Source organism: Conexibacter sp. CPCC 206217, assembly GCF_030646165.1.
GTDB lineage: Bacteria > Actinomycetota > Thermoleophilia > Solirubrobacterales > Solirubrobacteraceae > Conexibacter.
The window spans coordinates 181,020-203,282 of sequence record NZ_JAUTDO010000007.1 but is presented as its reverse complement, the minus strand read 5'-3'; the positions used below and the strand labels follow the sequence as shown (position 1 = coordinate 203,282).

Genomic DNA, 22,263 nt, shown 5'->3' with positions numbered 1-22,263 from the left:
CCTATTGTGCCAGCAGCTCGAGCAGCGACGCAGCATGCTTCTCGACGAACGAGGGGCCGATGCCTCTGATGTCGAGCAGCTCGGCGGCCGTCCGCGGCTTGCGGCGCACGACCTCGCGCAGCGTCGCGTCGGTCGCGACCGTGTAGGCCGGCTTGCCGTCGGCCCGCCCGCGGCGCCACTCCTTCAGCGGCGCCAGTTGCGCGTCGGAGACCGGCGGACCCTCCTCCGCCGCGGCGGCCGCCGACGCGCGGCCCTTGCGCGACGAGGTGACCGTGATCGGCGGCAGCCAGTCGACCGCGTCGTGCACGTCGCAGCAGCGGCCGATCGGGGCGGCCGGCGAGTCGTCGCCGAAATGGTCCAGCAGCTGGCGGCGGCGGCATCTGTCGCCGGTCGCGGCGTACGCCTCGATCGTGCGGTAGGACTCCCAGCGGCGATTCGTCGCGGCGCGGCACAGCTGCGCGACGCGGCCGCGGTCGAGCCCGCCGGAGGTCAGCTCGACGCGGATCCGGCCGCCGCCGCCCGGCGCGAGCGCCAGCGCCCCGGCGCGCTCGGCGACGGCGAGCGCGACGCGGTCGCCCTCGGCGCCGGTGTCCAGCTCGACCGCCCCCTCCGCCCCGGCCTGCGCGCGCAGCCGGCCGACGATCGCCGCGACCTGCTCCGGCGTCACCTCGGCCTCCTTGATGAAGCGCACGAGGCGGCCGAGATCGGCACGCGAGGCAAGCAGGATCGCGCGCGCCTGCTGACCGTCGCGCCCGGCGCGCCCGGCCTCCTGGTAGTACGCCTCGAGGCTGCTCGGCAGCGCCCAGTGCCAGACGGAGCGCACGTCGGCCTTGTCGACGCCCATCCCGAACGCGTTGGTCGCGACGACGACGTCGACGTCCCCGCGCATGAACGCGTCCTGGCGCAGCGAGCGCTGCTCCGCGTTCATGCCGGCGTGGTAGGCGACCGTGTTCATGCCCGCGTCGTCGAGCAGCGTCGCGATCTCCTCCGTCGACTTGCGCGTGCCGCAGTAGACGACCGCCGGGCGGTTCTCCGGCATCTGCACGCCGGCGACGAGCGTCGCGCGCTTGCGGGCGACGCTGCCCTCGCCGTCGAACGGCAGCACGTCGAAGGAGATGTTCGGGCGGTCGAAGCCGGAGCGCACGCGCTCGGGCTCGCGCAGGCCGAGGCGGGCGACGATCTCCTCCGCGACCTTCGGCGTCGCGGTCGCGGTGCAGGCCATCGTCGGCGGGTGGCCGAGGTCGCCGATCACGGACGCGAGCCGCAGGTAGTCGGGGCGGAAGTCGTGGCCCCACTCGGAGACGCAGTGCGCCTCGTCGACGACGAACAGCGCGATCGCGCGATGCGCCAGCGCGCTGCGGAAGGCGCCGGAGGCGAACCGCTCCGGGGCCGCGAAGACGACCGTCGCCTCGCCGCTGCGGATCTGGTCGAGCGCCTGGCGGTTGCTCTCGCCGTCGCCGCCGGAGGCGAGCATCACGGCCGGGTGGCCGAGGTCGGTCAGGCGCGCGCACTGGTCCCGCATCAGCGCGATCAGCGGCGAGACGATCACGGTCAGGTCGTCGCTGGCGAGCGCGGGCAGCTGGTAGCAGAGCGACTTGCCGCCGCCGGTCGGCATCACGACGAGCGCGTCGCGCCCGTCGAGCGCGGCCTGCACCGCCTCGCGCTGGCCGGGCCGGAAGGTGCGCAGGCCCAGCAACGGCAGCAGCGAATCGGGCGTCTCGGCGGGGTTGCGCGGCCTGGGCGCGCGGGGCGCGGGGCGGGCGGGTGCCGAGCTCGAGCCGCCGGCAGCGGGCGACTCGCCGAACAGCGTCGGCGCCGCCGTCGTCATCGCCTCGCGCGCGTCGGGACGGGCGTCGAAGGCGGCGCGGGGCCGACCGGCGGGCGTGCCCCGCGACGCGTCAGCGAACCCGGTGCCAGACGCGTCCTCGAACCCACCCGGATCGAACGCCGGCGGTGCGGCCGCGCCGGGGTCGAAGCCGCCGAAGCGTCCCTCGTCCTCCTCCTCGATCGGGCCGCCGAGACTGTCGAGGTAGTCGAGGCGGCCGTCGTCGTCATCCGCAGGCCGCGGGCGCGGCGCGGCAGCGCGCACGCGAGCGGCCGCGAGTCTCGCGAGCGGGGTCAGCGCCTCGCGCTCTTCTGGCGCGAGCGCGCTCCACTCGGCGCGCACCCGCTGCAGCTCCGCGTCTGCTGCGGGAGCGGCCGGATCGGCGAGGACGGCGGTGAGGGATCTGAGCGCGCGCAGCACGTCCAGGAAGGTAGCCGAGCGACCGGCGAGGTCGGTCGCTACTGCGCCGACTCGAGGTCGGTCCGCAGCACGCGCGCGCCGCGCAGGTAGACGTGCTGCGGCTCGCGGTCCTCGGGTCCGTAGTAGTGGACCATCACGCGGATCACGTGCGCCAGCGAGCCCGGCACCGGGACCTCCTGCGCGCACATCAGCGGCACTCTGCTGAGCCCCATCCGGCGCGCCGCGACGGCCGGGAACTGCGCGTCGAGGTCGCCCGTCATCGTGAACAGGCAGCTGACCATCTGCTCGGCCTCGAGCGCGTTGCGCGTCATCAACTCGCGCATCAGCTCGTCCGTGGCGGAGAGGATCTGCTCGGCGTCGTTGTCGTCGACGGTGATGGCGCCTCGAAGCGCATAGAGCCGCATGGCCGCGAGATTCTGTCAGGCGCGCGGCCGCTGCGCCGCCGCGGTCGCGGGCTCGTGCGCGGCCGCGGCCAGCTCCTGCACTTCTCTGGCGGTCAGGCGGCGCGAACGGCCAAGCTGCAGATCGGCCAGCCGCAGCGGTCCGAACTGGGTCCGCACGAGCGATCTGACGGGGTTGCCGACCGCCTCGCACATGCGCCGCACCTGGCGCTTCTTGCCCTCGTGGATCGTGATCTCCATCACGTGCGCGGAGACCCGCTGCACGCGCGCGGGCGCGGTCATGCCGTCCTCCAGCCGCACCCCTTCGCGCAGCGAGCGCAGCGTGCGCTCGGTGATCGACGGGCCCTTGACGGTCGCGCGGTAGGTCTTCGGCACCTCGAAGCGCGGGTGCGTGAGGCGGTTGGCGAGATCGCCGTCGTTGGTCAGCAGGATCAGCCCCGTCGAGTCGGCGTCGAGCCGGCCGACGGGGTAGAGCCGCTTGCCCTGCGGGACGAGCTCGACGACCGTGCGGCGGCCGTGCGTGTCGGATGCGGTCGAGACGACGCCGGCCGGCTTGTGCAGCGCGTAGACGACGCGGATCTCGGCGCCGCGGACGCGCTCGCCGTCGTAGCGGACGTCGCTGTCCTCGCTGACGTCGAGCGCGGGATCGAGCACGATCTGGTTGCCGACGGAGATGCGGCCGTCCGCGATCAGCTGCTCGGAGGCGCGCCGCGATGCGACGCCGGCGTGGGCGAGGAACTTTGCAAGACGCATGAGCCTGCCACCATAGAGGCTTCATGGATCTCGACCTGCTCGCCAGAACGCTCGCCGACGAGCGCCAGCCGCCGTTCCGCGCCAGACAGGTGTGGGAGTGGACGGCGAGAGGCGCCTCCTCCTACGACGAGATGACGAACCTCCCGGCCGCGCTGCGCGCGACGCTCACCGAGCGCGTGCCGTTCTCCTCGCTGACGCTCCAGCACGAGGCGCACGCCAGCGACGGGACCGTCAAGGCGCTCTTCTCCACGCACGACGGCCGCGCGGTCGAGGCCGTGCTCATGCGATATCAAGACGGCCGCCGCTCGCTCTGTCTCTCGTCGCAGTCGGGCTGTCCGCTGACGTGCACCTTCTGCGCGACCGGGACGATGAAGTTCGGCCGCAACCTGACGGCGTCGGAGATCCTCGACCAGGCGCTGCACTTCCGCCGCATCGAGGAGGTCGACCACTGCGTCTTCATGGGCATGGGCGAGCCGATGATGAACCTCGACCACGTGCTCGCCGCCTGCGAGCGGCTGCCGAGCATCGGCATCACGCACCGCCGCACGGCGATCTCGACGGTCGGCTGGATCCCCGGGATCGAGCGGCTGACCGAGCAGGAGATGCCGATCCGCCTGGCGCTCTCGCTGCATTCGCCCGACGACGCGCTGCGCTCGCAGATCATGCCGGTCAACGACCGCTACAGACTCGCCGACGTGCTCAGAGCGTGCCGCGACTTCTACGAGCGGAAGCGGCGGATGGTCTTCATCGAGTACGTGATGCTGGCCGGCGTCAACGACGGCTACGCGCAGGCGCTGCAGCTCGCGAGGCTGCTGGAGCCGTGGATGTACAAGGTCAACCTGATCCCGTACAACCCGACCGACTCGATCTACGACGGCTCGTCGCGCGAGGCGATCGAGACGTTCCGCGCGGTGCTGGAGCAGCACGGCATCTCCGCGACCGTGCGCCTCACGCGCGGCCGCGACATCGACGCGGCCTGCGGGCAGCTCGCGGTCAGAGCGCTGAAGGCGGCGTAGCCGCGCGGCGCAGTCGCCGCGCTCGCGGCGGGCTCGCGCGCCAGCCGGTGCGGCGCTCAGACAGTCGCCGCACGGGTCGGGACGCCCTGGACGCCGGGCTCGAAGACGAGCACGCGGCCGGCGTCGGGCTGAGCTGCGAGCGCGGCGGCGTCGAGGCCCTTGCGGGCGCTGGTGACGTGCAGGCGGCGCAGGTCCGGACCGCCGAAGGCGACGCTCGTCGGCTTCTGCACGGGCAGTCTGACCTCTTCCAGCAGCGTGCCCTCGGCGCCGGAGAAGCAGCGCACGCACCAGCCGTTGTGGAACGCGACCCAGAGGTTGCCGTCGCCGTCGAGCGTGAGTCCGTCGGGGATGCCGGAGAGCGCGCTCGTGTCGGCGTGCACGACGCGCTCGCCGAGCGTGCCGCCGGCGATCTCGAACGGGAAGCGGGCGATGGTTCGGGTCGGCGTGTCGACGTAGAAGAGCGTGCCGCCGTCGGCCGACCAGGCGAGGCCGTTGGAGATCGTGACCGCGTCGAGCACGGTCGCGATCGCGCCGCCCGCGTCGAGCCGGTAGAGCCGGCCGCCGCCGGGACGCTGGTCGTAGCCCATCGTGCCAGCGAACCAGCGGCCGGCGGGATCGACCTCGGCGTCGTTCATCCGCACGAGCGCAGGATCGGCGCCGGGCGCATCCGCGAGCTTGGCGATGGTGCCGTCGTGCAGCGACAGCCGCGCGAAGCCGACACCGAGCGCCAGCAGCAGCCTGTCGTCGTCGTGCTGCAGGGCGGCCGCGCCGACCGGCGCCGGCGTCGCGTAGGAGCGGGTCGTCGCGCCGTCGCCGCTGGTGACGTGGACCTGCCGCCCGTCGATGTCGACCCACACGAGCCGCTGGCGGAGGCTGTCCCAGACCGGCCCCTCGCCCAGCTCGGCGGTGACGGGGCTGAAGACCTCGATCGCGCGCATGCGCGGCAGCGTATCTACGCCGCCGAGTTCGGCGTGAAGTGGATCACGCGGCCGGGCGGCGGTCCGTCGTCGTCGCCGCCATCGTCGTCGTCGCGCTGCGCCACGTCGGCGTCCTCGCCGAGCGCGCCGAGCGAGTCGCCGGCCGGGGCCGCCTCGCCGGGGCGCGCGCGACGGCCCTCGGCGGGCTGGGCGGCGGTCGGGACGCCGAGGCGCGCCTCGCCGGCGCGCAGCAGGCGGTCGCGGATGTTGGCGGCGACCTCGGGCGACGGATCCCAGACGCTGACGTCGGGCAGGTCGTCGAGCGTCTGCAGGCCGAAGAGGCGCAGGAACAGGTCGGTCGTGCGGTACAGGAACGCGCCGAACTGCGAGCGCCCCGCCTCCTCGATCACGCCGCGCTCGATCAGCGTCGCGGCGGCCGATTCGGCGTTGACGCCGCGGATGCGGGCGATCTCCGGTCGCGAGACCGGCTGCAGATAGGCGACGACCGCGAGCGTCTCGGCCTGCGCGGGCGTCAACGGCGGCGTGCGCGGCTTGCCGAAGAGGCGGCGCGCGGCGTCCTCGGCGGTCGGGTTGGAGGCGAGCACGAAGCCGCCGGCCAGCTCGCGCAGGACGATCCCGCGGCGGCGTGTCTCGTAGTCGGCGCCGAGCGCCTGCAGCGCGGCCTGCACCTCGTCGAGGTCGGTCTCGCTGGCGTCGGCGAGCGCCTGCGCGCTGACGGGATCGCTGGAGAGGAACAGCAGCGCCTCGATCACGCGCTCCAGCTCCTCGGTGTCGTAGTGGAGACGCTCTTGGGCGGGCGTCTCGTCGGCGGTGCGCTCCAGCGCAGCGCCCTCGGCCGGCGCGGTCTCCCCCGCGCCCGGCTCCTGCCGCTCCTCGGCCATCGCGCTAGACCGCCTCGGCGGTCGCAGCCGTCGCCGCCCACGGCGGATCGTCACGCGCCTCGACCATGATCTCGGCGAACGGCTCGTCCTGCTCCCAGGTCGCCTCCCCGCGCTTGTACAGCTCCAGCAGCGCCCAGATCGTCACCGCGACCGTCACGCGGTCGGCTCTCGCGACCGCCTCGTCGAACGAGAAGCGGCCGCGATGCAGCAGCGAGCGCAGGTGTCTGAGCCGCTCCACGACGGTCACTCTCTGGATCGTCACGTGGCTGAGCGAGATCTCGGGCGGCATCCGCAGCATTCCGCCGATCGCCGTGCCGAGCAGCGCCGGGTCGTAGACCGGGCGCGAGTCGTCGAGCGTGCCGCGGCGCAGCTCGCTCGGCAGCGGAGCGTGGCGGAAGCGGTAGCCGGACTGCTCGTCGAGGCGACGCGCGAGGAACTCGGCGGCGCCGCGGTAGCGGTGGGCCTCCAGCAGGCGGGCGAGCAGCTCCTCGGCGGCTTCGCCGGGCTGCAGGTCGAGCAGCTCCTCCTCCTCGCCCGGCAGCATCAGGCGCGACTTCAGCTCCAGCAGCGCCGCGATCAGCACGAGGAACTCGGTCGCCAGCTCGAGGTCCAGTTCGCCCTTCGCCTCGAGGAAGTCGATGTACGTCAGCACGACGTCGGCGAGGTCGACCTCGAGCAGGTCGACCTCCTCGCGCAGGATCAGCGTGAGCAGCAGGTCGAACGGCCCGGCGAAGACTTCCAGGTCAAGGTCGAGGTCAGCGGCACGCATCGACTCGACACGCTAGCGACAGCACCCGACGCCTCTCCCCGGCTGCGCGCCGGTTTCCGAGAAGATCCCGCGCAGGAACGCATTTCTGTCAGGCTCATGACCATGTCGCAGCTGAAGGCGCGGATCGTCAAGCCGTTTCAGAACAAGCTCCTCAACCCGCTCGCGAAGTGGCTGATCGGGCGCGGACTGGCGCCCGCGAGCTACGCGCTGCTGGAGACGACCGGCCGCAGAAGCGGCCTCGCGCGCCAGACGCCCGTCGGCAACGGCCTCGTCGGAGAGCAGTTCTGGATCGTCGCCGAGCACGGCGCCAGAGCCGCCTACGTGCGCAACATCGGCGCGAACCCGCGCGTGCGGGTGCGGATCAAGGACGGCCGCCGCCAGGTCTGGCGCACCGGCACCGCGACCGTCCTGCCCGACGACGACCCGCTGGAGCGCCAGCGCTGGCTGGCCGCCTCCGGCCCCGGCCGCGCCGCCAACGCCCGCGCCGTGCGCACGTTCGGAACCGATCTGACGACGGTCCGGATCGACCTCGACCCGGTCTGAGCGCGAGGCTCACTCAGCGCGTCGGACCGCCGAATCTGAGCAGGGGCGCGGTCTCGTCGTTGAGCGGCAGCTGCTCGTAGCTCTCGTAGGTCGTCCGGAAGACCGGACCCGCGAGGTCTGGGGCGCCTCTGGGCCGCGTCCCCGGGCGCCACGGCCGTCCGGAGAAGCGCTCGACCTCGACCGGCGCATGTGTCTCCGCGTCGATCAGGTAGACGGTGCGGGTCGCGGGGATGTACGCGCGCGGCTTGGGTCGTCTCGCCGCCGTCGTCGCGACGAGCCGCAGCAGTCTGCGCCCGCCGCGCGTCACCTCGCCGTCGGCCTCTGCCTCGCCGCTGTCGAGCATCCGGCGCACGGCCGCGCGCGGATCGGTCGTTCCCGCCAGCAGGACGCGGCTGGCCGGTGCACCGGGTCCCACGCCGGCGCCGAGGCCGTCACCGGAGCCGGCTCTGCGAACGGTGACGCCCGGCTGCCATGGCATCCGCATTCGCTCGACGCGATCGGCATACGCTCGCTCGTCGGTCCCGCCGGGCATGCGGCCGCTCGGCAGGAACCGTTGGATCTGTCGCCAGCGGTTCGGCGCGGTGGCGCTCCAGCGCTCGACCGGCCCGTCCATCGTTCCGATCGATCTGCCGTCGACACTCCCCATGACCTGCCGGACCGGTCTTCCGTCCGGCTGGAAGACGCGCGTGCGGGCGATCGTGTGGACGATCACGCTGCCGGCTGCCGGCACGTCGTGCACCGCGGTCCCGTCGCGGCGATCATCGCCGCCGCTGCCGCCCACCGCGACGGCGACGATCGCGACGGCCGCGAGACACGCCAGCGTGACCGCGACCGCCACGCGACTGGGCCGGCGCGGACGTCCCGGCCGCGCCGGCTCAGGGTCTTCCCCCAGGCGCGCCAGCAGCGGCCCGATCGGCGGCGCTTGTCCGCCATCGCGCTCCGGATCGTGCGCTCGCAGCAGTTCGATCACGTCGGTCATGCGCGGGCCTCCTGCGGAGATCTGTCGGGAGTATCGAGCGGCGAACGGGCTTCGCCGTCTCGCACGCGCTCCAGTGCCGCCTCCAACCGCTTCCGGGCACGGTGGACGCGGACGTGCAGCGCCGGGCGCGAGCATTCGAGCGCGGCGGCGGCGCGCGCCGGTGTCAGCCCTTCCCACGCGACGAGCAGCAACGCCTCGCGGTCGGCGGGGCGCAGTTCGGCGAGCGCGCGCAGCAGGCGCTCGCCGTCGTCGCTGACGGAGCCAGCGAGCCCGCCATGGTCGGCGGCCCGCGCGGGTGGGACCGGCTCACGCGTCAGCCGCGCCGTCAGCGCCGCGCGGCGGGCGTCGCCGCGGCGCTGGTTGGAGAGCACGTGGCGGGCGGTCGCGTACAGCCACGGCAGCGGATCGTGCCGTGGTACGCGATCGAGCCGGCGCCAGGCGACGAGGAACGTCTCGGCGACGACGTCCTCCGCGCTCGCCGGATCGATCCGGCGGCGCGCGTAGGAGTGCACGGCGGCGGCGTGCTCGGCGTAGAGCGCTTCGAGGCGGGCGCGATCGGTCACACCCGCATATGTCCAGATCAGGACCCGCGCTTACAAGCGGGTGCTGCTGCGCGGCCCGACGCCCATCAGCTCGCGCACGTCCACGAGCGTCTGCGAGGTGATCGCGCGGGCCTTCTCGGCGCCGGCGGCGAAGATCGCCTCGAGGCGGGCCTCGTCGGCGCGCAGCTCGCTGTAGCGCTCCTGCACCGGCGTCAGGCGCGCGACGACGGCCTCGGCGACCGCGCCCTTGAAGTCGCCGTAGCGGGCGTCGGCGAACTCGGCCTCGACCGCCTCGAAGCCGATCCCTCTCACGGCGGCATAGATCTCGATGAGGTTCGAGACGCCCGGCTTCTCGGGGCTGCGGACGATCTCGCTGCCGGAGTCGGTGACGGCGCGCTTGAACTTTCTCTCGATCGTCTTCGGCTCGTCCAGCACGAGCACGGTGCCCTGCTCGGTGCCGCCGGTCGTCGACATCTTGCGCGTCGGCTCCTGCAGGTCCATGATCCGCGCGCCGATCTCGCGATAGGCGCCCTCGGGCACGACCAGCGGGGGCGTCTCGGCGTCCGGCGCGAAGCGCGCGTTGAAGCGCACCGCGATGTCGCGCATCAGTTCGACGTGCTGGCGCTGGTCGTCGCCGACCGGCACCTGCTGCGCGCGGTAGGCGAGCACGTCGGCCGCCATCAGGATCGGGTAGGTGAAGAGCGACGCGGAGACGAGGTCGCGCTGGGCGCCAGCCTTGTCCTTGAACTGGTGCATGCGGTTGAGGTCGCCGAACGCGGTCACCGAGGCGAGCAGCCAGCTCAGCTCCGTGTGCTCCGGCACGTCGCTCTGGCGGAAGAAGATGCAGCGCTCCGGGTCGAGCCCGGCCGCCAGCAGGATCACCGCCGTGTCGTAAACGCTCTCGCGCATCCTCGCCGGCTCGTACGGCACCGTCGTGGCGTGCAGGTCGACGACGCAGTAGATCGCCTCGCCCAGCTCCTGGTGCTGGACATAGGGCTCGATCGCCCCGATGTAGTTGCCGAGGTGCTTGCGACCGGTCGGCTGGATCCCGGAGAAGATGCGCACGACGGAAAAGCTACCGATCGGGGTCGGTGCGCGAGGGAAGATCGACTCCCGACGCGCCACCGCCCACTCTCTGGATTTCGGCCTGCCGCGCCGCCTCGATCGCGTCGACGATCCCGCCGCCCGCCGCCGCGACGACCGCGGCCGGGACCTCGATGCTCGGATCCAGCCGCGACGCCGCCAGCAACGCCGCGACGAGCGCCTCCGCCAGCAACGCGACGAGCTGCTCCGCCGTCACGTCGCGGCGGTCGATGAACTCGCGCGTGGCCGCCTCGACCGCGCCGATCCACGCCCGCGCCGCGGCGCGCGCCAGCGGCGAGCCGCCGCCGGCGCCCGGCATCCCGGCCAGCACCCGCTCCGCGAACGCCTCGCGGTCGCGCGCGACGATCGCCGCGACATCCTCGTCGCTCGCCGCGACGCCGAGCAGCAGCGTGTGCGCGTCGGCGTGCTGCTCGATCCCGCCGAAGTGGCGCCGCAGACCGGTCAGCAGCTGCTCGGTCGGCGGCAGCGCGAGGTCGGGCTCGATCGTCTCGTGCAGCCGCTGCACAGCGCGCTCGACGCTCGCGACGTAGAAGCCGCGCTTGCCCGCGAAGTAGTGGTACAGCAGCCCGCGCGAGACACCGCAGGCGGCCGCGATCTCGTCGATCGAGACCTCCTCCCACGAGCGCTGTGCGAACAGCGCGACGCCCGCGTCGAGCAGCTGCTCGCGGCGGACGTCGATCGCCATCCGTGTGCGAGGGCTCGCCATCGTCCGCCGAGTCTAAGCGGCGGGCGACACGTAGGCATTCGACAGCACTATTGAACTTTGATTCAATAGTCTCCATGGCCACCACCGCTCCGACGCCCGCCGCCGCGACCGCCGCGCCGCTGATCGGCGTGGCGCCGCCCTCCCCCGCCGGCCCGCTCCCGCTCGGCGACGCGCCCGTCGCGATGCCGCCGAAGATCCCGCTGCCGCGCGCGCTGCAGACGCTGCGCTTCAGCGTCCGCCAGATCGAGTTGATGTTCCGCGCGCGCCGCGAACTGGGCGAGGTGTTCCAGTTCCGTGGCATCGGGGACGACGACTTCGTCGTCGTGACGACCCACCCGGACCACGTCAGATCGCTGTTCACGGCGAGACCGGACGACGCGCCGTCGCTGACCGGCGAGTCGCCGTTGCGGCCGATCGTCGGACCCAACTCGGTGCTGACCGCGGTCGGCCCGCGCCACATGCGCCAGCGCAAGCTGCTGCTGCCGCCGTTCCACGGCGAGGCGGTCGCGCGCTACGCGGCGATGATCGAGCAGGCCGCCGACAGAGAGATCGACACGTGGCCGGTCGGCGAGCCGTTCCGGCTCGCGCCGCGGATGCAGGCGATCACGCTCGACGTGATCATGGCCGGGATCTTCGGCGTCGAGGGCCTTCCGGAGAAGGGCACGCCGGAGCGCGGCCTGCGCGACACGATCCGCTGGGCGGTCGGGCTGTCGGTGCGGCCCGAGGCGCAGCTGTTCGAGCTGCTCAACATCCGCCGCGAGGAGGCGGCCGGGCCACTGAAGAGACTGCTGGCCGTCGTCGACAGACACGTCTACGGCGTGATCGACGGGCGCCGCGCGGCCGGCGACGCGGGCGAGCGCACCGACATCCTCTCGCTGCTGCTGAACGCGACCGACGAGGACGGGACGCCGCTGACCGACAGAGAGCTGCGCGACGAGCTGCTGACGCTCGTGCTGGCCGGCCACGAGACGACGGCCAACTCGCTCGCATGGTCGTTCGAGCGGCTCGTGCGCACCCCGCACGCGTACGATCGGCTGCGCGACGTCGCGCGCTCAGGCGACGCCGAGTACGCCGACGCAGACGGCTGGATCGAGGCGACGATCCACGAGACGATGCGCTCGCGCCCGGTGATCCCGATGATCGGGCGGCGCGTGATGAAGCCGTGGCAGCTCGGCGAGTACGTCGTGCCGGCCGAGACCTCGGTGCTGATGAGCATCCTGCTGCTGCACCACCGCGAAGACGTCTACCCGGACCCGTTCGCGTTCCGGCCGGAGCGGTTCGTCGGCGTCAGACCCGGCAGCTACACCTGGATCCCGTTCGGCGGCGGGATCCGCCGCTGCCTCGGCGCCGCGCTCGCGATGGCGGAGCAGCGCGTCGTGCTGCGCGCGATCGCACGCCGCACCGACCTCGTCGCCGCCGACGCGGCGCCCGAGCACGCGCGCCACCGCAACGTCACGATGATCCCCGCCCACGGCGCGCGCGTCGTGATGACGGCGCGGCGGGCGGGGTAGCTCGACTCAGCTCCCGTTGACCGACGAGGACGACGCCCGCGCGCGCACGTCGGCGGGATCCGACGGCGGGGCGTGTCTGGGCGGCGTGCCGCGCAGGTGCAGCAGGTTCTCGACGCGGACGACGCCGTCGACGTGCGCCGCCGCGTCGACGAGCGCGTCGATCTGCTCCGGCGCGTTGACGACGCCGCGCAGCTCGACGGTGCCGTCGTGGGCGTTGACGTCGACGTCACCCTTCGGCGCGTCGTCGGGGCGGAAGATCTCCGACTCGACCTTGCGCGCGAGCGTCACGTCGTCGTAGTCGTGCGGATGTCTGTGCGCGAGTCCGGCGACGCGCCCCTTCAGCGCGTTGCGGCGCTTGGCTCCAAGCAGCGTCGCCAGCGCGAAGCCGGTGGCGCCGGCGAGCAGCAGCGCGATACCGCCGCGTCGGATGTTCCGGTCGCGCTGCTCGTGCTTGCGGCGACCGGTGAGACGAGCGATCGGCTTGGGTTGGGAGGGGACGCTGAGGCGGATCATGGAACCTCCGTGGCGGTAGGTTGCTTCTCCTCGCCGTACCCCTCGCGCAATCACCCAAACGACCCGCGGCAAGCGCACTGACGCGCCCACCGGACCCAACGGCGCCAGGCGGGCGACGTGCGCTGGACCAGCGGTCCTACAGCGGCTGGCGGATGACGGGTCGTTTTGCCGCGCCGGCCTCGTCCAGGCGCCGGACCGGCGTCGTGTACGGCGCGTTCAACGCGATCTGCGGGTCCTGCTTGGCCTCGGCGAGGATCTCCGCGATCACGGCGGCGAAGTCGTCCAGCGTCTCCTTCGTCTCCGTCTCGGTCGGCTCCAACAGCAGCGCCTCGTCGACCAGCAACGGGAAATAGACCGTCGGCGGATGCACGCCGTGGTCCAGCAGGCGCTTGGCGAGATCGAGCGTTCTGATCCCCAGGTCGCGCTTCATCGGCGCGCCCGACAGCACGAACTCGTGCATGCAGATGCGGTCGAAGGCGGCCGGGAGGTACTCGGCGATCCCCGCTCTTCTGAGCAGCGCGAGCAGGTAGTTCGCGTTCAGGACCGCGACCTCCGACGCCTCTCTCAGCCCCTCCGCCCCGAGCGAGCGGATGTAGGCGTAGGAGCGCACGAAGACGCCGTAGTTGCCCTGGAAGCCGCGCAGCTTGCCGATCGACTTCGGGATGTCGTGCTCGAGGTCGAAGACCGCGGCCGTCCCGTTCGCCTCGCTGCGCTTGACGACCTGCGGCACCGGCAGATACGGGGCGATCCGCTCCGACACCGCGATCGGTCCTGCCCCCGGGCCGCCGCCGCCGTGCGGCTGCGTGAACGACTTGTGCAGGTTGAAGTGGACGATGTCAAAGCCCATGTCGCCGGGCCGCGTGACGCCCATGATCGCGTTCAGGTTCGCGCCGTCGTAGTACAACGTCGCCCCCACGCCGTGGACGATCCTCGCGATCTCCTCGATGTTGGCGTCGAACACGCCCAGCGTGTTCGGATTCGTCAGCATCAGGCACGCAACCGTCTCGTCGGCCTTCGCGCGCAGGTCCTCGACGTCGACACCGCCGTCGGCGTTGGTGCCGACCTTGACGACCTCGTAGCCGGCCATCGTCACCGTCGCCGGGTTCGTCCCGTGCGCGGTGTCCGGCGTCAGCACCTTCGTGCGCTTCTCGCCGCGGTCCTCGTGGTAGGCCCGCGTCAGCAGCACGCCCGCCAGCTCGCCGTGCGAACCCGCGCTCGGCTGCAGCGACACATGCGGCAGGCCGGCGATCTCACCAAGCGACTGCTGCAAGCCGTACATCAACTCCAACGCACCCTGCGCCCGCTTCGGATCCTGCAACGGATGCAACCGCGCATTGCCCGGCAACGCCGCCACGCGCTCGTGCAACTTCGGGTTGTGCTTCATCGTGCACGAGCCGAGCGGATAGAAGCCGGTGTCGAGGTCGAAGTTGCGCTTGCTCAGGCGGTTGTAGTGGCGCACGATCTCCGGCTCGGAGACCTGCGGCAATCGCGCCGACGCACTGCGGCGCAGCTTCGCCGGGATCAGCTCGTCGAGCGAGCGCGCCGGCACGTCGAGCGGCGGCGCGCTGAACGCACGGCGGCCTTCGACCGAGCGCTCGTAGATCGTCGTCACGTCGTCGCGCTGGAACGGGATCCCCGTCTGCGGCGCGTTGGCGATGTGCGCGAACCTGCTGCGGTCGCCATGCGGACCCTCGTGCGCGGAGATCGACGGGTCGCCGTGCAACCTGTTGTCGTTCGTGGGCGCGCTCATGCGTTTGCTCCCGCGCCCGTCGCGGCGGTGGCTCGGCCGCCGGCGTCCGAGCTGGCGCCGCTGCCGCTGCCGCGCAGCTCGGCGACCGCCCGCTCCAGCGCGTCGGCGAGTCTGTCGATGTCAGCCTTGGAACGCTGCTCGGTGATCGCCACCAGCAGCCCGTCCGCGTACTCGTCGTACTCGCGCCCGAGCCGGAAGCCGGCGTTGATCCCCTCCGCCGCGAGCCGCTCGACGACGGCCTCGACGTTCGCGTCGAGGCGGACCGCGAACTCGCGCACGACCGGCGCCTCGTGCAGCAGCGAGACGCCGTCGATCGCCGCGAGGCGGTCGCGCGCATACGCCGTGCGCTGCACCAGCAGCTCGCCCAGCTCGACGAGCCCGTCGCGGCCCAGCCACGACAGGTAGATCACGCCGGCGAGCGCGTTGAGCGCCTGCGCGGTGCAGATGTTGGAAGTCGCCTTCTCGCGGCGGATGTGCTGCTCGCGCGTCTGCAGCGTCAGCACGAAGCCGCGGCGGCCGTCGACGTCGGTCGTCTCGCCGGCGATGCGGCCCGGCATGCGGCGGATGTGCTCCTGCGCGGCGGCGAAGAAGCCGAACGAGGGGCCGCCGAAGTCGAGCCGGTTGCCGAGCGTCTGGCCCTCGCCGACGGCGATGTCGACGCCCTGCTCGCCGGGCGGCTGCAGGATCCCGAGCGGGATCGGGTCGCACGCGCAGATCACCAGCGCGCCGTGCTCCTTCGCGGCCGCGGTCAGCTCCGCGACGTCCTCCACGGAGCCGAGGAAGTTCGGCTGCTGCAGCACGACGGCGGAGACGTCGTCGGCCAGCGCCGCCTTCAGCGCCTCGAGGTCGGTGACGCCGTCCTTGAGCGGGATCTCCTGCACCGTCTGGCCGTAGCCGTAGGACAGCGTCACGAGCGTCTGGCGGCTGTGCGGGTGCACGCCGCGCGAGGCCAGCACGCGCGGACGGCCGTTGGTCAGCTTCGCGAGGTACCCGGCGGCGCCGACGGCGCTCGGACCCTCGTAGACGGAGGCATTGGAGACCGGCAGGCCCGTCAGCTCCGAAATCGCCGTCTGGTACTCGAACATCACCTGCAGACCGCCCTGCGAGATCTCGGGCTGGTACGGCGTGTACGGCGTCAGGAACTCGGAGCGCAGGATGATCGAGTCGATCAGCGCCGGCACGTAGGAGTCGTACATGCCGGCGCCGAGGAAGCTGACCTCGTCCTCGGCCGAGACGTTGCGCGCCGCGAGGTCGCGCAGATGGGCGTACACCTCCTGCTCTGCCATGCCGGCGGGCAGGTCGAGCCCGCGCCCGAGGCGCAGGCTGGCGGGGATGTCGGCGAACAGCGCGTCGATCGAGTCGACGCCGATCGCGTCGAGCATCGCGCGCCGATCGGCGTCTGTTGCGGAGGTGTACGTGCTCATATCGGTCTCGGTCAGCCCCTTCTCAGTCCAGCTGCGCGGTGTAGGTGGCGGCGTCGAGCAGGGTCGCCGTCTGCGAGGGATCGCTGAGCCGCACCTTCACCATCCAGCCCTCGCCGTAGGGGTCGTCGTTGATCTGCTCGGGCGTGTCCTTCAGGGCCTCGTTGACCTCGACGATCTCGCCGCTGAGCGGGGCGATCACGTCGGAGACGGCCTTGACGGACTCCACCTCAGCGTAGCCTTCGCCCGCGGTCACCTCTGCGCCGACCTTCGGCGGGTCGAAGAAGACGACGTCGCCGAGTGAGTCCTGGGCGAACCAGGTAACGCCGAACGTGGCGATGTCGCCGTCGATCCGGGCCCAGTCGTGCTCGGCGTGGTAGAGCAGGTCCTCGGGGTAGCTCGCGTCGGCCATTAGCTGGCGCCCTTTCTGAAGAGAGGCTTTTCCTTGACGACGGCCGGGCGCAGCTTGCCGCGCACGTCCACTTCGATCTCCGTGCCCGGCACGGCCCGCTGCACCGGCAGGTACGCCATCCCGATGCCGATCTCGAGGCTCGGCGACAGCGTCCCGCTCGTGACCTCGCCGCCGACGACGACGGCGTTGCCCTGGCGCGGGATGCCCGGGCCGGTGAAGACGAACGGGGCGAGCAGCTCGCTCGGCCCGACGGCGCGCGCGGCCGCGACGGCGTCGGAGCCGATGAAGCCGGTCTGCTCCTTGCAGCACCAGCCGAGGCCGGCCTCGATCGGGCCGCGCGACTCCATCAGGTCGTTGCCGTAGAGGTGGAAGCAGACCTCCAGGCGCAGCGTGTCGCGCGCGGCGAGGCCGACCGGCGCGGCGCCGGCCGCGGTGACGGCGTCCCAGACGGCGGGCGCGTCCGCGGGAGCGACCAGCAGTTCGACGCCGTCCTCGCCGGTGTAGCCGGTGCCGCAGACGAGCGCCGGCGCGCCGGCGACGGTCAGCTCGGCGGTCTTGAAGCGGGCGGGCAGCGCCTCGCCGTCGGCCAGCAGCCGCTCGACCAGGCCGCGCGCCTGCGGACCCTGGACCGCGAGCATCGCGTAGTCGGCCGCGCGGTCGATCACCTCGACGTCGTCGAACGCCTGCGCCTGCTTGACGAACCACGCGAGGTCCTTCTCGTGGTTGTCAGCGTTGGTGACCGTCAGGTAGCGGTCGTCGCCCAGCCGGTAGGTGAAGAGGTCGTCGAGGACGCCGCCGTCCTCCTTGCACAGCACGCTGTACTGCGCGCCGCCGACGGCGATCTTCTCGACGTCGTTGGAGAGGATCCGCTGCAGGAAGCGCAGCGCGCCCGGACCGCGCGTCTCGACCTCGCCCATGTGGGAGACGTCGAAGACGCCGACGGCGTCACGGACGGACAGGTGCTCGGCCTTGATGCCGGCCGGGTACTGGACCGGCATCTCCCAGCCCGCGAACGGCACGAGCTTCGCGCCGAGGGCCTTGTGGCGGTCGAACAACGGGGTGCGGCGGAGGGACGTCTCAGAAGCGCTCACAGGGCGTCGGAGGCTACCAATCCACCCGGCCGCGAAGCTCGCCCTGACGCAGCAAACGGCGCCGCGACGCACTCCGGAACGGCGCCCCCAGCGGGGGCGCCGCAGCTCAGCGCAGGAACGACGGGATGTCGATGTCGTCGTCGCTGATCTCCAGCGACGAGCGCTGGCGGTCGTCCATCGTCACGTCGCGGCGTCTGCGCGTCGTTCTGGCGGTCTCGCGCGCCTCGTTGGTGGCGCGCGCGACCGGCCCGCCGCCGCCGTGCTCGAAGCCGGTCGCAATCACCGTCACACGGACGTCGTCGCCCATCGTGTCGTCGATCACCGCGCCGAAGATGATGTTCGAGTTCGCGTCGGCCGCGGCCGAGACGATCTCCGCCGCCTCGTTGACCTCGAAGAGGCCGAGGTCGTGGCCGCCGGTGATGTTCAGCAGGATGCCGGTGGCGCCCTCGACGGAGGCCTCCAGCAGCGGCGAGGAGACCGCCGCCTTGGCGGCGTCGACTGCGCGCGTCTCGCCGCCGGCGGTGCCGATGCCCATCAGCGCCGTGCCGGCGTTGTGCATGATCGTGCGCACGTCGGCGAAGTCGAGGTTGATCAGGCCGGGGATCGTGATCAGGTCGGTGATGCCCTGGACGCCCTGGCGCAGCACGTTGTCGGCCTCGCGGAACGCCTCGATGATCGTCGTGCGGCGCTCGACGACGCCGAGCAGCTTCTCGTTGGGGATCACGATCAGCGTGTCGACCTGCTCGCGCAGTCGCTGGATGCCCTCTTCGGCCTGGCGGTTGCGGTTGGCGCCCTCGAAGCTGAACGGGCGCGTGACGACGCCGACGGTGAGCGCGCCGATCTCGTTCTTGGCGATCTCGGCGATCACCGGCGCGGCGCCGGTACCGGTGCCGCCACCCTCGCCCGCCGTCACGAAGACCATGTCGGCGCCCTTCAGCGCCTCCTTGATCGCGTCGCGCGACTCGGCCGCCGCACCGTGGCCGACGTCCGGGTTGGCACCCGCGCCGAGGCCCTTGGTCAGCTCATGGCCGATGTTGAGCTTGATGTCGGCGTCGCACATCTGCAGCGCCTGGGCGTCCGTGTTCGCTGCGATGAACTCGACGCCTCGCAGGCCGGCGTCGACCATGCGGTTGACCGCGTTGGTTCCACCGCCGCCGACACCGACGACCTTGATGACTGCGAGATAGCTGCCGCTTTCCATGAGGGTTACCGTCCGAGGCTGGAGTTAGCGTTGAGAGTTGGCCCCACGCCAGTGACTGGATTGTCGCACGTTACGGGCATTTTCGACTGGGTGTCAACGTGGCCTTCGCGCCGCAAGATGCGTTGCAGAAGGGCGAACTCTCCAGCAGATGTGGAGCGTTCGCAAGCCTCAGGCATGAGGCTCGACCTCAGGTTGACGGTTAGGTTAGGGCGCGGTCTCCGAGGTGGAATCGGGCGTTGCCGTGTCGGGCGTCATCGTGTCCGTCGTCGCGTTCGGATCGACCGCCGCACCGGTCGCGGGGTCGATCGTGACCCCCTCCGGCACGTCGGGGATGTCAGATTCGCTCGTCGCGGGCGCTCCGTCGGGCAGTCCGCCGACCGCCGGACGCTCCGGCGCGGCCACGTCGACGTACGTCGCGCCGGCCGCTTCGGGGTCCGCGAGCACCGCCGCGGCGGCCGCCCACTTGGCGGCCGGACGGGTCCGATCGCCGAACCACAGCGCCGGCGCGTCGCGCAGTTGAAGCTCCAAGCCGTGCGCTCTGGTCGTCGCTATCCGCTCGATCCGCGCGCGCAGCGTGAGCGGCGCGGCGGCGAGCGCCTCCAGCGCCGCGAGCGCCTCCCCCTCGCCGAGGCGGGAGCCGGCGGGCGTGCCGTGCAGCGGGACGACCGGCAGCGTGTCGGAGGCGGCGACGTCGCGCAGCAGCGTGCCGTCGGCGGTGACCGGGATCCGTCTGCCGTCGAGCTCGATCGCGCCGACGGCGACGTTGGAGACGACGTGGATCCTGAGCGTGTTGGGAAAGTCGGTCGTGACCTCGATCTGCTTGACGATCGAGAATGGCGCGACGGCGGTGTCGAGCGTCTGCCTGCGCAGGTGCAAGGTGGTCATGCTTCTGCCGGCCTCCTCCAGCGCGCGCTCGATCTCGGCCGACTGACCGCCGTTGAGGCCCGTCACGTGGACCTGCTTGACGGCGACCAGCGAGGAGTCGCGCAGCCAGAACCAGCCGGCGGTGAGCAGCACGACGAACACGATCGCGATCACGATCGTGCGCAGACGGGGCCAGCGCGGCCGGGCCCGCCCGGCGGACGCGCCGACGCGGCGCAGCGCGCGGCCGAGGCCGAGCGGCGGACGGGCGGTGGTGGGCGTGCGGAACTGACTCATGCCACCGAGGGGTTCGACCCCGAGGCGACGACGCCTGCCTGATCGACGCAATGTGGATGTCGGCGCGGCGGCGAGCCGCGCCGACGGGGCGGCGGGCGGCCCCGCTACGCCAGCAGCCGGCGGCCGAGGCCGTCGACGTCGCCGGCGCCCATCGCGAGGCAGAGGTCGCCGGGACGCAGGTGGGCGCGCAGGTAGCGCTCGGCGTCGTCGAAGGCGGGCAGCCAGGCGACGCCGGCGGGCGGGCCGTCGCGGCGTGCGTCGGCCGCGGCGGCCGCGACGAGCTGGCCGCTGACGCCGGGGAAGTCCTGCGCGCGCTCGCGTGCGGGGTAGACGTCGAGCACGACGACGAGGTCGGCCGCGGCGAGCGCCGCCCCGAACTCGCGCGCGAGCGCGCGCGTGCGCGAGAAGAGGTGCGGTTGGAAGACGACGACGACCCGTCCCGGCGCGAGCGTGCGCGCCGCCGCGAGCGTCGCGGCGACTTCGGTCGGGTGGTGCGCGTAGTCGTCGTAGATCCTCGCCCCGGCGTCGGTCGTCCCGAGCAACTCGAAGCGCCGCCCGGCGCCGCGGAAGTCAGCGAGCGCGGCGGCCGCCTCCGCCGGATCCGCCCCGGCCAGCCGGCACGCCTCCAGCGCGGCGGCGGCGTTGAGCGCGTTGTGCGCCCCCGGCACGGTCAGGTGCACGTCGTGCCCGCGCCACGAGAAACGGATCCCGTTCGCGTCCAGGATCGGCTCGGGGACGTCGTAGGGGACGACGGCCACCGGTCCGCTCGCCGGCCTCCCGTCGCTCGCTCCGCCGCCGGCTGCCCCGCCACCGACCGCCGGCGTGCCGCTCACCCCCGTCGCGGCGTCGTTCGTCGGCCGACCGCCCGGCGTCAGCGCCACCAGCTCGGGCCGGTCCCACACGACGATCCCGGTCGTCGCCTTCGCGAGGAACTCGCGGAAGGTGTCGTCGACGTCGAGGCGAGAGCCGTAGGTGGCGTGGTGGTCGAGTTCGGCGTTCGTGAGGACCGCGACGTCGGGATGGAGCTTCAGCAGCGAGCGGTCGGACTCGTCGGCCTCCACGACGACCAGTTCGCCCGCGCCCCAGCCGGCGTTGGAACCGGTCGAGCGGACCTCGCCGCCGACGAGGTAGCCCGGGTCGAGGCCGCAGCCGATCAGCGCGTGCACGACCATGCTCGACGTGGTCGTCTTACCGTGGGTGCCGGTGACGGCGATGCAGCGCCGGCCCGGCAGCGCCGTGATCTCGCCGAGCAGGTCGGCGCGGTGCAGCTCGACCAGCCCCCGCTCGCGCCCGATCGCACGCTCGGGATTGCCCGCCGGCACAGCGGTCGAGTAGACGATCTCGACGCCCTCCCCCAGCGGCACGTTCGCAGCATCGTGCCCGACGGCGACGGTCGCGCCACCGGTACGCAGACGCGCCACGGTCGGCGAGTCGGCGCGGTCAGATCCGCTGACCGCCGCCCCGAGCGCGCTGGCGACCAGCGCCAGCCCGCTCATCCCGGCTCCGCCGATCCCGATGAAGTGGAGCCGCCGCCCGGCCCAAGGTCTCACGTCCGTCACGGCGCAAGACCCTAGCGGTCACCCCGTCACCCCGCCCCGCGACGCCGACTCGCTTCGTCGACGTCCCCGCCGGCGCCGCGCGCAGACGAGCCGGGCGAAGGCTTCAGCCATCCCCCGTCCCGAGGTACGCCAGGACCGCCAGGACGCGGCGGTGGTCGTCGTCGGTGACGGGGAGGTCGAGCTTGGCGAAGATGTTGGAGACGTGCTTCTCGACGGCGCCCGGGGTGACGACCATCGCGCGGGCGATCGCGGCGTTCGTCTTGCCCTCGGCCATCAGGCCGAGCGCCTCGGACTCGCGCGGGGTCAGGCCGGCGAGGCCGCCGGTCTCGCGCGCGCCGCGGGCGCGCACCAGCTCGGCGACGACCTCGCGGTCCAGCGCGGTGCCACCGCGGGCGACGCGCTCCAACGCCTCCACGAACGTCCGCACCTCGCCGACGCGCTCCTTCAACAGGTAGCCGATGCCCCCGTCGCCGGCCGCCAGCAGCTCCGACGTGTAGACCGGCTCGACGTACTGCGACAGGATCAGGATCGCCAGTCTCGGGTCGCGCGTGCGCGCCTCGATTGCCGCGCGCACGCCCTCGTCGGTGAACGTCGGCGGCAGTCGCACGTCGACGATCGCCAGGTCGGGCTTGTGGCCGGAGACGATCCGCAACAGGCCCTCGCCGTCCTCCGCCTGCGCGACGACGTCGATCCCGCGCTCTCTCAGCAGCGCCACCAAGCCCTCGCGCAGCAGCGCGTTGTCCTCCGCGATCACGACGCGCATCCCTGCA

The 22,263-nt window shown here is 72.6% G+C and carries 22 protein-coding genes; 3 read left to right on the top strand and 19 right to left on the bottom strand.

What is annotated here, in order from left to right:
* Position 1: 1 nt before the first annotated feature.
* Genes Q7L65_RS20040 through Q7L65_RS20030 form a run of 3 tightly spaced genes read right to left on the bottom strand, consistent with a single transcriptional unit; the run spans position 2 to position 3,399 of the window.
* Positions 2-2,245, bottom strand: coding sequence for an ATP-dependent DNA helicase RecQ (locus Q7L65_RS20040; RefSeq protein WP_304723866.1), 2,244 nt, complete (start codon positions 2,243-2,245; stop codon positions 2-4).
* Between the two features lie 38 nt (positions 2,246-2,283).
* On the bottom strand, positions 2,284-2,649 hold the full coding sequence (aroH, locus tag Q7L65_RS20035) for a chorismate mutase (RefSeq protein ID WP_304723865.1): 366 nt from the start codon (positions 2,647-2,649) through the stop codon (positions 2,284-2,286).
* Positions 2,650-2,664: 15 nt separating this feature from the next.
* Positions 2,665-3,399, bottom strand: a complete 735-nt coding sequence (locus Q7L65_RS20030; RefSeq protein ID WP_304723862.1) for a pseudouridine synthase — start codon at positions 3,397-3,399, stop codon at positions 2,665-2,667.
* Between the two features lie 23 nt (positions 3,400-3,422).
* Between Q7L65_RS20030 and rlmN the strand changes: the two genes are divergently transcribed.
* Entirely contained in the window at positions 3,423-4,415 is a 993-nt protein-coding gene (rlmN, locus tag Q7L65_RS20025) for a 23S rRNA (adenine(2503)-C(2))-methyltransferase RlmN (RefSeq protein WP_304723860.1), read from the top strand.
* 56 nt (positions 4,416-4,471) lie between these two features.
* Here the strand turns inward: rlmN and Q7L65_RS20020 are convergent, their stop codons facing one another.
* Genes Q7L65_RS20020 through Q7L65_RS20010 form a run of 3 tightly spaced genes read right to left on the bottom strand, consistent with a single transcriptional unit; the run spans position 4,472 to position 7,003 of the window.
* Positions 4,472-5,353, bottom strand: a complete 882-nt coding sequence (locus Q7L65_RS20020) for an SMP-30/gluconolactonase/LRE family protein (RefSeq protein ID WP_304723858.1) — start codon at positions 5,351-5,353, stop codon at positions 4,472-4,474.
* A gap of 14 nt (positions 5,354-5,367) precedes the next feature.
* A complete protein-coding gene (gene scpB / locus Q7L65_RS20015; protein WP_304723856.1) occupies positions 5,368-6,234 on the bottom strand; it encodes an SMC-Scp complex subunit ScpB in 867 nt (288 codons plus the stop codon).
* 4 nt (positions 6,235-6,238) lie between these two features.
* Positions 6,239-7,003, bottom strand: a complete 765-nt coding sequence (locus Q7L65_RS20010) for a ScpA family protein (RefSeq protein WP_304723854.1) — start codon at positions 7,001-7,003, stop codon at positions 6,239-6,241.
* 102 nt (positions 7,004-7,105) lie between these two features.
* Between Q7L65_RS20010 and Q7L65_RS20005 the strand changes: the two genes are divergently transcribed.
* Positions 7,106-7,546 carry a nitroreductase/quinone reductase family protein gene (locus Q7L65_RS20005; RefSeq protein ID WP_304723852.1) on the top strand — a complete coding sequence of 147 codons (441 nt, stop codon included), beginning with the start codon at positions 7,106-7,108 and terminating at the stop codon, positions 7,544-7,546.
* A 13-nt stretch (positions 7,547-7,559) separates the two neighbouring features.
* Here the strand turns inward: Q7L65_RS20005 and Q7L65_RS20000 are convergent, their stop codons facing one another.
* Genes Q7L65_RS20000 through Q7L65_RS19985 form a run of 4 tightly spaced genes read right to left on the bottom strand, consistent with a single transcriptional unit; the run spans position 7,560 to position 10,877 of the window.
* The gene (locus tag Q7L65_RS20000; protein WP_304723851.1) at positions 7,560-8,525 is read right to left on the bottom strand and encodes a hypothetical protein; all 966 of its coding nucleotides are present in this window, start codon (positions 8,523-8,525) and stop codon (positions 7,560-7,562) included.
* The gene (locus Q7L65_RS19995) at positions 8,522-9,088 is read right to left on the bottom strand and encodes an RNA polymerase sigma factor (protein WP_304723849.1); all 567 of its coding nucleotides are present in this window, start codon (positions 9,086-9,088) and stop codon (positions 8,522-8,524) included. The genes Q7L65_RS20000 and Q7L65_RS19995 overlap by 4 nt, the downstream gene beginning before the upstream one ends.
* Before the next feature lie 30 nt (positions 9,089-9,118).
* Positions 9,119-10,132 (bottom strand): tryptophan--tRNA ligase, encoded by a 1,014-nt coding sequence (gene trpS / locus Q7L65_RS19990; protein WP_304723845.1) that lies wholly within the window; start codon positions 10,130-10,132, stop codon positions 9,119-9,121.
* A gap of 10 nt (positions 10,133-10,142) precedes the next feature.
* The gene (locus Q7L65_RS19985) at positions 10,143-10,877 is read right to left on the bottom strand and encodes a TetR/AcrR family transcriptional regulator (protein ID WP_304723843.1); all 735 of its coding nucleotides are present in this window, start codon (positions 10,875-10,877) and stop codon (positions 10,143-10,145) included.
* Positions 10,878-10,951: 74 nt separating this feature from the next.
* On the opposite strand from Q7L65_RS19985, the gene Q7L65_RS19980 reads away from it, so the two are divergent.
* Complete coding sequence (locus Q7L65_RS19980) at positions 10,952-12,388, top strand: cytochrome P450 (RefSeq protein ID WP_304723842.1); 1,437 nt, start codon at positions 10,952-10,954, stop codon at positions 12,386-12,388.
* Positions 12,389-12,394: 6 nt separating this feature from the next.
* Here the strand turns inward: Q7L65_RS19980 and Q7L65_RS19975 are convergent, their stop codons facing one another.
* The 9 genes from Q7L65_RS19975 to Q7L65_RS19935 all read right to left on the bottom strand — a co-directional run bounded on the left by Q7L65_RS19975 (position 12,395) and on the right by Q7L65_RS19935 (position 22,256).
* Positions 12,395-12,901 carry a BON domain-containing protein gene (locus Q7L65_RS19975; RefSeq protein ID WP_304723840.1) on the bottom strand — a complete coding sequence of 169 codons (507 nt, stop codon included), beginning with the start codon at positions 12,899-12,901 and terminating at the stop codon, positions 12,395-12,397.
* Between the two features lie 136 nt (positions 12,902-13,037).
* Positions 13,038-14,651: an aminomethyl-transferring glycine dehydrogenase subunit GcvPB gene (gcvPB, locus tag Q7L65_RS19970; RefSeq protein WP_304723839.1), complete on the bottom strand. Its 1,614-nt coding sequence runs from the start codon at positions 14,649-14,651 to the stop codon at positions 13,038-13,040.
* Entirely contained in the window at positions 14,648-16,075 is a 1,428-nt protein-coding gene (gcvPA, locus tag Q7L65_RS19965; protein ID WP_304723837.1) for an aminomethyl-transferring glycine dehydrogenase subunit GcvPA, read from the bottom strand. Before gcvPA ends, gcvPB begins: the two co-directional genes overlap by 4 nt.
* Before the next feature lie 22 nt (positions 16,076-16,097).
* Complete coding sequence (gene gcvH, locus Q7L65_RS19960; protein ID WP_304723836.1) at positions 16,098-16,484, bottom strand: glycine cleavage system protein GcvH; 387 nt, start codon at positions 16,482-16,484, stop codon at positions 16,098-16,100.
* Positions 16,484-17,575: a glycine cleavage system aminomethyltransferase GcvT gene (gene gcvT, locus Q7L65_RS19955; RefSeq protein WP_304723835.1), complete on the bottom strand. Its 1,092-nt coding sequence runs from the start codon at positions 17,573-17,575 to the stop codon at positions 16,484-16,486. The genes gcvH and gcvT overlap by 1 nt, the downstream gene beginning before the upstream one ends.
* A gap of 106 nt (positions 17,576-17,681) precedes the next feature.
* Positions 17,682-18,776, bottom strand: coding sequence for a cell division protein FtsZ (gene ftsZ / locus Q7L65_RS19950; RefSeq protein ID WP_304723834.1), 1,095 nt, complete (start codon positions 18,774-18,776; stop codon positions 17,682-17,684).
* A 204-nt stretch (positions 18,777-18,980) separates the two neighbouring features.
* Positions 18,981-19,934, bottom strand: a complete 954-nt coding sequence (locus Q7L65_RS19945) for a cell division protein FtsQ/DivIB (RefSeq protein WP_304723833.1) — start codon at positions 19,932-19,934, stop codon at positions 18,981-18,983.
* 104 nt (positions 19,935-20,038) lie between these two features.
* Positions 20,039-21,493 (bottom strand): UDP-N-acetylmuramate--L-alanine ligase, encoded by a 1,455-nt coding sequence (murC, locus tag Q7L65_RS19940; protein ID WP_304723832.1) that lies wholly within the window; start codon positions 21,491-21,493, stop codon positions 20,039-20,041.
* A gap of 103 nt (positions 21,494-21,596) precedes the next feature.
* The gene (locus Q7L65_RS19935; protein WP_304723830.1) at positions 21,597-22,256 is read right to left on the bottom strand and encodes a response regulator transcription factor; all 660 of its coding nucleotides are present in this window, start codon (positions 22,254-22,256) and stop codon (positions 21,597-21,599) included.
* Positions 22,257-22,263 lie beyond the last annotated feature (7 nt).